The organism is Terribacillus saccharophilus (genome assembly GCF_000725365.1).
GTDB lineage: Bacteria > Bacillota > Bacilli > Bacillales > Amphibacillaceae > Terribacillus > Terribacillus saccharophilus.
Window position 1 is genome coordinate 1 of the sequence record NZ_CP008876.1, and the last position, 13,505, is coordinate 13,505.

General features: G+C 44.4%; 8 protein-coding genes, 2 tRNA genes and 4 rRNA genes. 9 read left to right on the forward strand and 5 right to left on the reverse strand.

The window, feature by feature from the left end; all coding sequences use genetic code 11:
* Positions 1 to 177 precede the first annotated feature (177 nt).
* From rrf (GZ22_RS00010) to GZ22_RS00040, 7 genes are all read left to right on the forward strand, one after another.
* Positions 178 to 290: ribosomal RNA gene (rrf, locus tag GZ22_RS00010) — 5S ribosomal RNA — on the forward strand.
* A gap of 254 nt (positions 291 to 544) precedes the next feature.
* Positions 545 to 2,107, forward strand: a 16S ribosomal RNA gene (locus GZ22_RS00015).
* 179 nt (positions 2,108 to 2,286) lie between these two features.
* Positions 2,287 to 5,212, forward strand: a 23S ribosomal RNA gene (locus GZ22_RS00020).
* A gap of 112 nt (positions 5,213 to 5,324) precedes the next feature.
* Positions 5,325 to 5,437, forward strand: a 5S ribosomal RNA gene (rrf, locus tag GZ22_RS00025).
* Together the 16S, 23S and 5S rRNA genes with 2 tRNA genes alongside form the textbook arrangement of a ribosomal RNA operon.
* Before the next feature lie 31 nt (positions 5,438 to 5,468).
* Positions 5,469 to 5,543: transfer RNA gene (locus tag GZ22_RS00030), tRNA-Asn, on the forward strand.
* 2 nt (positions 5,544 to 5,545) lie between these two features.
* Positions 5,546 to 5,618, forward strand: a tRNA-Thr gene (locus GZ22_RS00035).
* A gap of 456 nt (positions 5,619 to 6,074) precedes the next feature.
* On the forward strand, positions 6,075 to 6,899 hold the full coding sequence (locus GZ22_RS00040) for a dihydrodipicolinate synthase family protein (RefSeq protein WP_038557541.1): 825 nt from the start codon (positions 6,075 to 6,077) through the stop codon (positions 6,897 to 6,899).
* Positions 6,900 to 7,220: 321 nt separating this feature from the next.
* Here the strand turns inward: GZ22_RS00040 and GZ22_RS00045 are convergent, their stop codons facing one another.
* The 5 genes from GZ22_RS00045 to GZ22_RS00065 all read right to left on the reverse strand — a co-directional run bounded on the left by GZ22_RS00045 (position 7,221) and on the right by GZ22_RS00065 (position 12,028).
* Positions 7,221 to 7,760 (reverse strand): GNAT family N-acetyltransferase, encoded by a 540-nt coding sequence (locus GZ22_RS00045; protein WP_038557544.1) that lies wholly within the window; start codon positions 7,758 to 7,760, stop codon positions 7,221 to 7,223.
* A 146-nt stretch (positions 7,761 to 7,906) separates the two neighbouring features.
* A complete protein-coding gene (locus GZ22_RS00050) occupies positions 7,907 to 8,524 on the reverse strand; it encodes a kinase (protein WP_038557546.1) in 618 nt (205 codons plus the stop codon).
* Positions 8,525 to 8,715: 191 nt separating this feature from the next.
* A complete protein-coding gene (locus GZ22_RS00055; RefSeq protein WP_038557548.1) occupies positions 8,716 to 10,353 on the reverse strand; it encodes an FAD-dependent oxidoreductase in 1,638 nt (545 codons plus the stop codon).
* A 12-nt stretch (positions 10,354 to 10,365) separates the two neighbouring features.
* Entirely contained in the window at positions 10,366 to 11,664 is a 1,299-nt protein-coding gene (locus tag GZ22_RS00060) for an arsenical efflux pump membrane protein ArsB (RefSeq protein ID WP_038557550.1), read from the reverse strand.
* Between the two features lie 19 nt (positions 11,665 to 11,683).
* Positions 11,684 to 12,028 (reverse strand): ArsR/SmtB family transcription factor, encoded by a 345-nt coding sequence (locus tag GZ22_RS00065; protein WP_038557552.1) that lies wholly within the window; start codon positions 12,026 to 12,028, stop codon positions 11,684 to 11,686.
* A gap of 118 nt (positions 12,029 to 12,146) precedes the next feature.
* On the opposite strand from GZ22_RS00065, the gene GZ22_RS00070 reads away from it, so the two are divergent.
* The gene (locus GZ22_RS00070; protein ID WP_038557554.1) at positions 12,147 to 12,359 is read left to right on the forward strand and encodes a hypothetical protein; all 213 of its coding nucleotides are present in this window, start codon (positions 12,147 to 12,149) and stop codon (positions 12,357 to 12,359) included.
* Between the two features lie 150 nt (positions 12,360 to 12,509).
* Positions 12,510 to 13,226 carry a YebC/PmpR family DNA-binding transcriptional regulator gene (locus tag GZ22_RS00075; protein WP_038557556.1) on the forward strand — a complete coding sequence of 239 codons (717 nt, stop codon included), beginning with the start codon at positions 12,510 to 12,512 and terminating at the stop codon, positions 13,224 to 13,226.
* Positions 13,227 to 13,505 lie beyond the last annotated feature (279 nt).

Consider the following 13,505-nt stretch of genomic DNA (forward strand, 5'->3'; position numbering starts at 1 on the left):
TTCGAGGTGGAAGCGTGGTGACACGTGCAGCTGACGAATACTAATCGATCGAGGACTTAACTAAAACTTAAGTCAACGCCAAAGTCCAAGCACTCCGGTGCTTGGCCGCATGAGATGTCTGGCAAGACATGTTTCTTATCTAGTTTTGAGGGTTCATTCAATTGAATTCTTGAATTGTCTGGTGGTAATAGCGAAGAGGTCACACCTGTTCCCATGCCGAACACAGTAGTTAAGCTCTTCAGCGCCGATGGTAGTTGGGTTCGCCCTGCGAGAGTAGGACGTTGCCAGGCAAGGTAAAGGACTCCAGCACTGTTATGTGCCGATAAGGAGTCTTTTATTTTCGAAGCAGTGTCGATCAACATCGATTGCTTCGCTGAAAAAAACATGTTGACAACGAAAGTTGAAACATGGTATGATGTTCTAGTCGCCAAATGAGCGGCAGAACGAAATTGATCTTTGAAAACTGAACAAAACAACCAATTACGAATTAAACGACAAGATCGTAAGATCAACGTCAGCTCTAACGAGCAAAAGCATCAAAACTTTCATGGAGAGTTTGATCTTGGCTCAGGACGAACGCTGGCGGCGTGCCTAATACATGCAAGTCGAGCGCAGGAAACCAGATGACCCCTTCGGGGTGATTCTGGCGGAATGAGCGGCGGACGGGTGAGTAACACGTGGGCAACCTGCCTGTAAGACTGGGATAACTTCGGGAAACCGGAGCTAATACCGGATAGTATTTCCTTTCTCCTGATTGGAAATGGAAAGACGGTTTCGGCTGTCACTTACAGATGGGCCCGCGGTGCATTAGCTAGTTGGTGGGGTAATGGCCCACCAAGGCGACGATGCATAGCCGACCTGAGAGGGTGATCGGCCACACTGGGACTGAGACACGGCCCAGACTCCTACGGGAGGCAGCAGTAGGGAATCTTCCGCAATGGACGAAAGTCTGACGGAGCAACGCCGCGTGAGCGATGAAGGCCTTCGGGTCGTAAAGCTCTGTTGTTAGGGAAGAACAAGTACGAGAGTAACTGCTCGTACCTTGACGGTACCTAACCAGAAAGCCCCGGCTAACTACGTGCCAGCAGCCGCGGTAATACGTAGGGGGCAAGCGTTGTCCGGAATTATTGGGCGTAAAGGGCTCGTAGGCGGTTTCTTAAGTCTGATGTGAAAGCCCACAGCTCAACTGTGGAGGGTCATTGGAAACTGGGGAACTTGAGTGCAGAAGAGGAGAGTGGAATTCCACGTGTAGCGGTGAAATGCGTAGATATGTGGAGGAACACCAGTGGCGAAGGCGACTCTCTGGTCTGTAACTGACGCTGAGGAGCGAAAGCGTGGGGAGCAAACAGGATTAGATACCCTGGTAGTCCACGCCGTAAACGATGAGTGCTAGGTGTTAGGGGGTTTCCGCCCCTTAGTGCTGAAGTTAACGCATTAAGCACTCCGCCTGGGGAGTACGGCCGCAAGGCTGAAACTCAAAAGAATTGACGGGGGCCCGCACAAGCGGTGGAGCATGTGGTTTAATTCGAAGCAACGCGAAGAACCTTACCAGGTCTTGACATCCGCTGACAATCTTGGAGACAAGACGTTCCCTTCGGGGACAGCGTGACAGGTGGTGCATGGTTGTCGTCAGCTCGTGTCGTGAGATGTTGGGTTAAGTCCCGCAACGAGCGCAACCCTTGATTCTAGTTGCCAGCATTAAGTTGGGCACTCTAGAGTGACTGCCGGTGACAAACCGGAGGAAGGTGGGGATGACGTCAAATCATCATGCCCCTTATGACCTGGGCTACACACGTGCTACAATGGATGGTACAAAGGGCAGCAAAGTCGCGAGGCTAAGCAAATCCCATAAAACCATTCTCAGTTCGGATTGCAGGCTGCAACTCGCCTGCATGAAGCCGGAATCGCTAGTAATCGCGGATCAGCATGCCGCGGTGAATACGTTCCCGGGCCTTGTACACACCGCCCGTCACACCACGAGAGTTGGTAACACCCGAAGTCGGTGAGGTAACCTTTTAGGAGCCAGCCGCCGAAGGTGGGATCAATGATTGGGGTGAAGTCGTAACAAGGTAGCCGTATCGGAAGGTGCGGCTGGATCACCTCCTTTCTAAGGATAATTGGAACTACTACTTCGTAGTAGACATCGTGATTGGTTGTTTGTTCAGTTTTGAGAGATCAATCTCTCTTGTGAACCTTGAAAACTAGATAAGAAACAACAATGCCAAAACATCAAACTTTAAAGCCGACAATTTATTGTCGCGATTTATAGATTTATCATGCGTTATTAGTTAAGTGAAGAAGGGCGCACGGTGGATGCCTTGGCACTAGGAGCCGATGAAGGACGGGACTAACACCGATATGCTTCGGGGAGCTGTAAGTAAGCTTTGATCCGAAGATTTCCGAATGGGGGAACCCGCTATCCGTTATTGGATAGTACGTATTACTGAATACATAGGTAATACGAGGCAGACCCGGGGAACTGAAACATCTCATTACCCGGAGGAAGAGAAAGCAAATGCGATTTCCTGAGTAGCGGCGAGCGAAACGGAATTAGCCCAAACCAGAAGGCTTGCCTTCTGGGGTTGTAGGACACTCCTTTGGAGTTACAAAGAAACCATATAGACGAAGCGGCTTGGAATGGCCCGCCATAGAAGGTAAGAGCCCTGTACTTGAAATGTGGTTTCCTCCGGAGTGTATCCTGAGTACGGCGGAACACGTGAAATTCCGTCGGAATCCGGGAGGACCATCTCCCAAGGCTAAATACTCCCTAGTGACCGATAGTGAACCAGTACCGTGAGGGAAAGGTGAAAAGCACCCCGGAAGGGGAGTGAAATAGATCCTGAAACCGTGTGCCTACAAGTAGTCGAAGCCCGTTAATGGGTGACGGCGTACCTTTTGTAGAATGGACCGGCGAGTTACGATCCCCTGCAAGGTTAAGTTGTATAGACGGAGCCGCAGCGAAAGCGAGTCTGAATAGGGCGATATAGTAGGTGGTCGTAGACCCGAAACCGTGTGATCTACCCATGTCCAGGGTGAAGGTCAGGTAACACTGACTGGAGGCCCGAACCCACGCACGTTGAAAAGTGCGGGGATGAGGTGTGGGTAGGGGTGAAATGCCAATCGAACACGGAGATAGCTGGTTCTCTCCGAAATAGCTTTAGGGCTAGCCTCAAAGGATGATGGTTGGAGGTAGAGCACTGATTGGACTAGGGGCCCTCATCGGGTTACCGAATTCAGTCAAACTCCGAATGCCAATCAATCTACTTTGGGAGTCAGACCATGGGTGATAAGGTTCATGGTCGAAAGGGAAACAGCCCAGACCGCCAGCTAAGGTCCCAAAGTGTGTGTTAAGTGGAAAAGGATGTGGCGTTGCTTAGACAACCAGGATGTTGGCTTAGAAGCAGCCATCATTGAAAGAGTGCGTAATAGCTCACTGGTCGAGTGACGCTGCGCCGAAAATATACCGGGGCTAAACACACCACCGAAGCTGCGGATTGACATCTACGATGTCAGTGGTAGGAGAGCGTTCTAAGGGCAGTGAAGGTCGATCGTGAGGACGGCTGGAGCGCTTAGAAGTGAGAATGCCGGTATGAGTAGCGAAAAAAGAGTGAGAATCTCTTTCATCGAAAGCCCAAGGTTTCCTGAGGAAGGCTCGTCCGCTCAGGGTTAGTCGGGGCCTAAGCCGAGGCCGAAAGGCGTAGGCGATGGACAACAGGTTGATATTCCTGTACCACCTAAATCCGCTTGAACGATGGGGGGACGCAGGAGGATAAGGAAAGCGCGCTGCTGGTTATGCGCGTCCAAGCCGTGAGGAAGTTGAGCAGGCAAATCCACTCAACACTAATTCCAGGCGGTTATGGGGAGGGAAATTTAGTACCGAAGTTCCTGATTTCACACTGCCAAGAAAAGCCTCTAGTGAGGAAATAGGTGCCCGTACCGCAAACCGACACAGGTAGGCACGGTGAGTAACCGAAGATGATCGGGAGAACTCTCGTTAAGGAACTCGGCAAAATGACCCCGTAACTTCGGGAGAAGGGGTGCTTCTTTTAAGGAGAAGCCGCAGTGAAAAGGCCCAAGCGACTGTTTAGCAAAAACACAGGTCTCTGCAAAGCCGTAAGGCGAAGTATAGGGGCTGACACCTGCCCGGTGCTGGAAGGTTAAGGGGAATGGTTAGGGACTTCGTCCCGAAGCTGTGAACCGAAGCCCCAGTAAACGGCGGCCGTAACTATAACGGTCCTAAGGTAGCGAAATTCCTTGTCGGGTAAGTTCCGACCCGCACGAAAGGTGCAACGACTTGGGCACTGTCTCAACGAGAGACCCGGTGAAATTATACTATGCGTGAAGATGCGCATTACCCGCGACAGGACGGAAAGACCCCGTGGAGCTTTACTGTAGCCTGATATGGAATGTTGGTACAGCTTGTACAGGATAGGTGGGAGCCTTAGAAGCCGGAGCGCTAGCTTCGGTGGAGGCATCCGTGGGATACCACCCTGGCTGTATTGACATTCTAACCCAGAACCGTTATCCGGTTCGGAGACAGTGTCAGGTGGGCAGTTTGACTGGGGCGGTCGCCTCCCAAAGAGTAACGGAGGCGCCCAAAGGTTCCCTCAGAATGGTTGGAAATCATTCGTAGCGTGCAAAGGCAGAAGGGAGCTTGACTGCGAGACCTACAAGTCGAGCAGGGACGAAAGTCGGGCTTAGTGATCCGGCGGTGCCGTATGGAAGGGCCGTCGCTCAACGGATAAAAGCTACCCCGGGGATAACAGGCTTATCTCCCCCAAGAGTCCACATCGACGGGGAGGTTTGGCACCTCGATGTCGGCTCATCGCATCCTGGGGCTGTAGTCGGTCCCAAGGGTTGGGCTGTTCGCCCATTAAAGCGGTACGCGAGCTGGGTTCAGAACGTCGTGAGACAGTTCGGTCCCTATCCGTCGTGGGCGTTAGAAGTTTGAGAGGAGCTGTCCTTAGTACGAGAGGACCGGGATGGACGCACCGCTGGTGCACCAGTTGTTCCGCCAGGAGCATAGCTGGGTAGCTACGTGCGGAAGGGATAAGTGCTGAAAGCATCTAAGCATGAAGCCCCCCTCAAGATGAGACTTCTCATCATTTTAAATGAGTAAGATCCCTCAGAGACGATGAGGTAGATAGGTTCGAGGTGGAAGCGTGGTGACACGTGCAGCTGACGAATACTAATCGATCGAGGACTTAACTAAACTTAAGTCAACGCCAAAGTCCAAGCACTCCGGTGCTTGGCCGCATGAGATGTCTGGCAGGACATGTTTCTTATCTAGTTTTGAGGGTTCATTCAATTGAATTCTTGAATTGTCTGGTGGTAATAGCGAAGAGGTCACACCTGTTCCCATGCCGAACACAGTAGTTAAGCTCTTCAGCGCCGATGGTAGTTGGGTTCGCCCCGTGAGAGTAGGACACTGCCAGGCAGTTCTTTTTTGTATACATATTTATTATTGTTCCACAGTAGCTCAGTGGTAGAGCTATCGGCTGTTAACCGATCGGTCGCAGGTTCGAATCCTGCCTGTGGAGCCACTGCTTCCTTAGCTCAGTCGGTAGAGCACCACCATGGTAAGGTGGGGGTCAGCGGTTCAAGTCCGCTAGGAAGCTTATAAGAAAAACCCCAGAGACACTGAGTTTCTGGGGTTTTTCTTATGCTCCTTTATAGTTATTGTAGAGCTATGGAACTTGCAATTGATCAAACTCAAGATTTGTGTGCGTGGAGGTCGAAAAATGCGTGTTATAATCCCTGTATCTAACCGCAATTACTTATTTATTATTAGTAAGAGTAAAAAATTAAATTTGTGCTATTTGTACAATCGTAAAAAATGATTTCTGTATCAATAGTCTAAGTCCACTCTCTTTCTTCATGACAGATCTCACTTATTCTTTTGAACCAAATGAGTATAAGATAATCTTTAACAAATTTCATAACTTCCAGTTAACCCTTCAAATAATGCTTCGTCAAGTTATCAACAGCTTCTATTGTAAGATTCAAAAAGTCAATTGCAATAATATATATGATATAAAATTCATTTGTTTAATGAAAAAAGGAGAGAGATATGTATGTTAAAGGAAGATTATCATATAGCTGTACCAACAGCTTTTTATAGTGATGAAAGTTTAAATGTTGAAGGGACAATCAATCATATAAAGCATTTATATCAAAAGGGTGTCCGTTCTGTATTAGTTTGTGGATCTACAGGTGAACAGCACAGCTTGAGTCTAGGTGAAAAGTTAATTTTGTTGGAAGCTATAGGAAAAGAGCAAGAGTTAGTTAATAATATGGAAATCATTTTTGGAGTAGCTTCTATAAGACAAAAGGAAGCAGAAGAACTTGCTAAGCATATAAGTAAAACAAATATAGCAGCAATATTGATAGGATACCCGCCGTATATAAAACCTTCTCAAGAAGAAGCTATTAGATATACTGAGAAAATATTATCATCTTCAAAAAAACAGGCAATCTTATATAACAATCCTGCGAGAACCGGTTTTGATTTAGAAGTCGATACCATAAATAAATTATTAAATTTAAAGAATATTATTGGGATTAAAGAAGCTGGGGAGAAAAGTAAAATCGAAAAAATAAACATAGAAAGTGACAAACAGTATTACATTTATGCTGGAGGAGAACAAGGATTAGAAGATAAGATAGCACATCATGGTTTTAATCGTTTATCTTCTATAGCGGGTAATTTGGATCCTGAAGGAATTAGAAATTGGTTTGAAGTATTACTAAAGGGACAGAATCATCGTGGAGAAGAGTTAGAGGAAATGAAGAACTTACTAGATACAATTTATGCGGGTTCACTGTTAGTTAACTTAAAAAAAGAATTGAACAGTCGTGGTGAAGACTTAGGTGTTTGCAGAAGCCCTCTTGGTAATTAAGTAAAAAACCTTGATCTGAAAAGGGAGATTAATCAATCAACTTTAGCCATCAGCTGACCAAACCGACCAGTAATTTCAATACCTTCTTCAAACTAGCGTACTTATTGCTATATATAGCCCGATATAACACCATCCACCCTATACTGCCGCATAGGATATGAACCATGGTAAGGTTGGGGGGAAACCGTTCAAGTCCACTACCCAAGCTTATAGAGAAAGCCCTAGAAATGTGATGTTTCTAGAGCTTTTTTATGCTTTCCTTTAATTTTTGAAGGAGAGTATTTATTTAGACGTCCGTCCAGTTGACCGCCCAACTTTTAATCAAGCCCAATCATCTTTTAACAAAGACAAAGTAAGTGCATCATGAAATTGATTTCTTTGATAAAAGTAACTACGTAATAATCCTTCTTCAGAGAAACCGAGTCGTTTTAATAATTTTCTTGATCCATGATTATTAGGATAGACTTGAGCTCCAATCCTATACAATTCCAAATTACCAAAGGAATAATTTAAGATTTCTCTACAGGCTTCCATTGCATAACCACTTCCCCAATAATCAGGGTGCAAATCAAAACCTATATCTGCTCTCTTACCTTTAAGAAAGATATTGCTGATCCCACCACTACCTATGAATTTATTGCTCTCCTTCAACATGATGCTCCACATTATACCAATCTGTTTATCGTATGCTTCTTGAAACATATGGATGATTTCTAGGGCTTCATCACGACTATTGAGTGGGTCCGTTCCATAGTATTTAGTTACATCATCACGCGAAAGGATATCGAAAAAATCCTCGACATGTGGTTCGGATAGTTGAATTAAGTATAATCGGTCTGTTTCTAAATCGGGGAAATCCATATACTCACCCTCAATTACTTCAGATTTATTATTTTATTGATTATAATTTAAATAGTTTAAAGAGCACTCGGTTTTTTAGTGTTTAGGCTTATACTGTTTTATATCTTTATATCTTTATATCTTTATATCTTTATATCTTTATATCTTTATATCTTTATATCTTTATATCGCAGAATATAGTGTGCTTTTTTCATAGGATTTTCAGTATCCATGTAATAATCCTCTGCAATCCAATATCTTTCTTTATACTTTCTTAATCTCTCTTCAAAACTTCCTATGTAAGCATCGCGATCAAGTGCGCGCTCGTGCCTTATTTCCTGAGGACAATCCAGGAAAATGATATAATCATAGAAATCCTTCCATTCTTTTCTTAGTAGGAAGATGCCTTCAACAATTACTATACTCTTACTAGTAAACTCTATGGACTTATTTTTAAATGTATCTTTTTCTCTTTCATAAAACATCAATTGAATATCAGAGTGATTGTTATTTAGCTTTTTAAATAAGTTATCTCTCAAGTAAATCGTATCCCACTGCAAATGGTAATACTCAAACCATTCCTCATGACCTGTATTATATCGCTTGGCATTTTCCACCACGTGGTCGTCAATATGTATGACGACAGTGTCATCAAAATTGCTTTTAAGCTGATGCACCAATGTCGTTTTCCCTGAGCCGCTTAAACCATCTAAGGCGATGAGAAATGGTTTATTCTGGTCATGTTGTTTAAATCTCTTTTTTATTTGCTGTATTAAATCTTCCATTTGAATTAATCCTTTCGCCGTTTCCAGCTTGTTTCATATTATTTTTACGATATTAAACAAAGAAATAGTCATTTGGAACATTAGTACTAACGAATAACTGATGTGAACATAATTTAGTGTACCTGATACACAAAAGTTCAATCACAGAATCATTGTAACAAAAAGCCGCATACAAACGTATGCGGCTTTTCTCATGACCTGTACTTCTGATAATTCTTATTCCCGCCAGATAGATTGTATACTTCTTCAAATCCCATGTTACGCAAAATATTTTGTGCAGCATTACCTGTGACACCACTGTTGCAGTAGCAAAGGGTCGGCTTTTTCGGATCAAGTTCTTTTGCTTTCTCCCTGAGCTCTGCTAAAGGAATGCTATGAGCTTCTGGCACGTGGGATGTTTCATATTGGGACCGCGCGCGTGTATCAATGATCTGAAAAGATTCACCTTGGCTTAGCCGATGCTGCAGTTCTTTTGGCGTAAGCAGCTTATTATGCTTCTTGATTGCATTATCCAGTGCCATACCTGTATACATGACTGGATCCTTTGTTGTGCTGAATGGGGGAGCATATGCTAAATCGAGATGGAACAGGTCCTCTGCCTTGGCTCCAAAGGTCATAGCTGTTACAAATACGTCGATGCGCTTGTCCACGCCTTCTTCACCGACTGCTTGAACACCAAGAAGAAGACCGGTTGCTCGGTCAGCAGTTGCTTTTATGGTAATCTCCTTGCCACCAAGATAAGCAGCGCGAGCAGGTTTGATATTATGCAGCGTCTCGATATCATATCCATGCGCAAGAGCCTCTTGTTCATTCATACCGGTCTGCCCAACAGCTAATTCGAATATACGGACAATACCGGTGCCAAGAATACCTCGGTGAGCAGAAGTGCCACCGGTAATGACATCACCTGCTATGCGCCCCATCTTGTTAGCAGTGGAACCGAGCGGTCGATAGAGCGGTTTACCTGTAATAACTGAGAAGCTCTCTGCCACATCACCGACTGCATATACATCCGGCAAATTGGTTTGCATTTTTTCGTTTACTGCAATTGCTCCGGTTTCTCCAATTTTGACGCCAATCTTTTCAGCTAAAGCTGTATTCGGCTGAACACCAACAGCCAGGAAAACTATATCAGATGCAATGGTATCTCCGCTGGAAGTAATAACCTCTGTATTGGTAATACGGATAGCTTCTTGTCCGAGCAGCAATTTTACACCATGCGCTTCCAAAGTATCGGCCACATGATCAGCTATATCTTTATCCAGATGTTTCATCACCTGGTTGCTGCGCTGAATAATTGTTACTTCAATTCCTAGATGAGTCAGTTGTTCAGCCATTTCCAATCCAATATAACCGGCACCAATGATGGTAGCTTTCTTTGGCACGCTAGATTCGATGAACTGGTCGATTGCACCTGCATGCTGAATCGTACGAACGTGAAAGACATGCTCCAGCTTTGTGCCTTCTATATCAGGTGTTATTGGACTAGCGCCAGTAGCGAAGACAAGAACATCATACGTGTCCGTCATTGTTTCTTCTGTATCCAAATTTTTTATAGTTAAGGTTTTAGCAGCATGATCTATATCAATTACTTCGTGTCTGGTCTGAATCGAGACATTATAGCGTTTCTTGAACCATGCTGGATTGCGCGGATTTAGTGTCTCCAGATCCTCGACTTCATCACCGACAAAGTAAGGGATGCCGCAGACGCTGTAGGATATATCATAATCTCTGTCATAAATGCGAATATCAGCTTCTTCGTTGTTTCGGCGTGCTTTGGCAGCAACAGACGTTCCGGCTGCGACGGATCCTATTATACGAATTTTCATAGTATCTCTCCTTTAATGGATGATAATGAGCCAAACATATAATCCTGTAAGTGTCAGTAACAGCGTTGGTATAGTCAGGATGATTCCTGACTTGAAATAAGTACCCCACGTGATACGCATGCCCTTTTGTGACAGTACATGAAGCCATAAAAGAGTCGCTAATGATCCAATCGGTGTGATTTTCGGACCAAGATCGGATCCAATCACATTTGCATATATAAGGGCTTCCCGTATCGCGCCGGAAGTGGATGTCTGGGAAATGGCAATCGCGTCAATCAAGACTGTCGGCAAATTATTCATAACTGATGACAGGATGGCTGCGATAAAGCCCATGCCCAAGGTTCCAATGAACATGCCTTGATCGGCAACATACTGAATGCTATCAGCAAGTATGTCAGTCAAACCTACATTACGCAATCCGTAGACAACCACATACATACCGATAGAGAAGAAAACGATATTCCACGGTGCATCTTTCACAACAGCTTTAGTTTCGACTGCTGGACTGCGCCGAGCAAAAGCCAAGAAAATAAAAGCAATACTGATGGCTACAAAAGAGACAGGGATATGTAAGAACTCGCAAACCAAGTAACCGACTACCAACAACGCTAACACATACCAAGATAGTTTAAACAATTTCTTATCTTTAATTGCAGTCATTGGTACTTTCACAGCTGCAGTATCATAGGTTGCAGGTATTCGTTTACGGAAAAATAAATATAACACCAATATACTTGCTGCAAGCGAAATAAAGTTAGGTACGATCATTCGAGATGCATATTCTAGAAACGTTATATCAAAGAAATCGGCAGAAACGATATTCACAAGATTACTTACAACAAGCGGCAAGGATGTCGTATCGGCAATGAACCCGCTCGCGATAATAAATGGAAAGACGAGTGCTTCGTCAAGGCGCAGTGCCCGAACCATTGCCAGAACAATGGGTGTCAGAATCAGAGCCGCTCCATCGTTTGCGAAAAAGGCAGAAACGACCGCGCCAAGCAGACAGACGTAAATGAACATCTTTACACCATTACCTTTGGCAGCAGCGGCCATATGTAAAGCAGCCCATTCAAAAAATCCAATCCTGTCCAGAATGAGTGATATTAATATGATTGCCACAAACGCCAAGGTGGCATTCCAGACAATTGCTGTCACTTCCCATACATCCGTAAAATCAACTACACCTGCCAATAAGGCTAGTATAGCTCCGCCACAGGCTGTCCAGCCGATATTGAGATTCTTAGGCTGCCAGATGATAAAAATAAGTGTGATAAGAAAGATAGTGCAGGCTAGAACAGTTGTTAACATGTGTATAAAAACTCCTTACTTAACAAGTGATTGCTTCTGCTTTGGTCCGCAACTTTACAAGCTGCTCGTCATTCTCGTCCAGTTGACTGAGAATTTGCTCTACCAAGGCACGCTGTTCACAAGTCTCGTTGAAACGATAATAGCGCCATTGTCCGCGCCTTTCTTCGTAAACAAGACCTGCTTTTTTATATTTACGCAAGTGCTGGCTGATTGCCGGCTGGCTGACTTCAAACATGCCTACCAGTTCACAGACACAGTACTCTTTTTCCGTCAGTAATTTCATTAGCAAAAGACGTGTTGGATCATAAAGGATCTTTAAAGTCTCTGTAAGCTTTTCAGTCGATAAAGCAGCTGTTACCGTCATCAAAATTCCTCCTTCTGAAACTAGTATATAAGCATTTTATTATATAAGGCAATTGTTATATACTTATAATAGACAAAGAAGTGGCGTGACGTCATGCAATTGAGGAGGAGGCTAATCTATGATTCTGAATAAAGGTGGTAAGTTAAGCACTGCATATTTTCTATCTTATCTAGAGCTTGTTGCAAGCTTCAGGAAATGCAGTGCAGCAGAAGTTTATGACATTGTCTTTGAGAGGCTATTTGACCGGGATAAAGCAAAACTTGGTCCAGCTAGCTTTCAAGCATTCGAAACAGCATATGAGCAGTTCAGTAAAGAGCATGAATCCTTATAAGGGTTCATGCATTTACTTTATAGAGGACTCTAATACCAATCACCACCTCAAGTACCCCAGTTTAAGAAAGCAGCTTTATGCGTTATAATGATAGTAGCAATCATTATTTCACACACAGTTTTAAAATAGATTGAAAGAGAGTGTTCACTAATGGGACGTAAATGGAACAATATCAAAGAGAAGAAAGCTTCAAAGGATGCCAATACTAGCCGGATTTACGCGAAGTTCGGCCGGGAGATCTATGTAGTTGCCAAACAAGGCGAGCCGGATCCGGAAGCCAATCAGGCATTGAAGTTTGTCTTGGAGCGTGCGAAGACGTATAACGTACCGAAAGCAATCATCGATCGTGCAATCGAGAAAGCTAAAGGCGGCGGCGAAGAGAACTACGACGAAATGCGCTACGAAGGTTTCGGGCCGAGCGGCTCTATGATTATTGTTGATGCATTGACAAACAATGTGAACCGTACAGCTCCTGAGGTTCGTGCTGCATTTAGTAAAAATGGTGGAAACATGGGTGTCAGCGGATCTGTTGCGTATATGTTTGATGCGACAGCAGTCGTCGGTATCGAAGGCAAGTCCTCAGATGACGTATTGGAGATTCTGATGGAGGCTGATGTCGATGCACGTGACATCATCGAAGAAGACGATGCGGTCATCGTTTATGCAGAGCCTGATCAGTTCCACGTTGTACAGGAAGCTCTTAAGCAAGCTGGAATCGAAGAGTTCACTGTAGCTGAGCTTTCTATGCTGGCACAGAATGACATCACCCTTGATGCAGAGGCACAGGAGCAATTCGAGAAACTTGTCGATGCTCTTGAAGATCTGGAAGATGTGCAGCAGGTTTATCATAATGTCGATTTAGGTTAATGGCAGTAAAAGGAATGCTTAGAGTCACTAAAGACTCTAAGCATTTTTTTATTCAGTTGAGTTATTAATCGTCAGGACCTTTAGCCTGTTTTGTTCGGGAATGGATATATTTTACAGGTATATAGGGTGAGGAAATGCAGTGATTGGATAAAAACCATCTAGCCATGAATACAGAGGTTTTCTACATGCCAATATTCCCATAAATTTAATCTTTAAGGCAAGGGAGGTAAAGTCTAGTTGAGCAAACTGACAGCAGATGCACAGATTCAGGGAATTAAT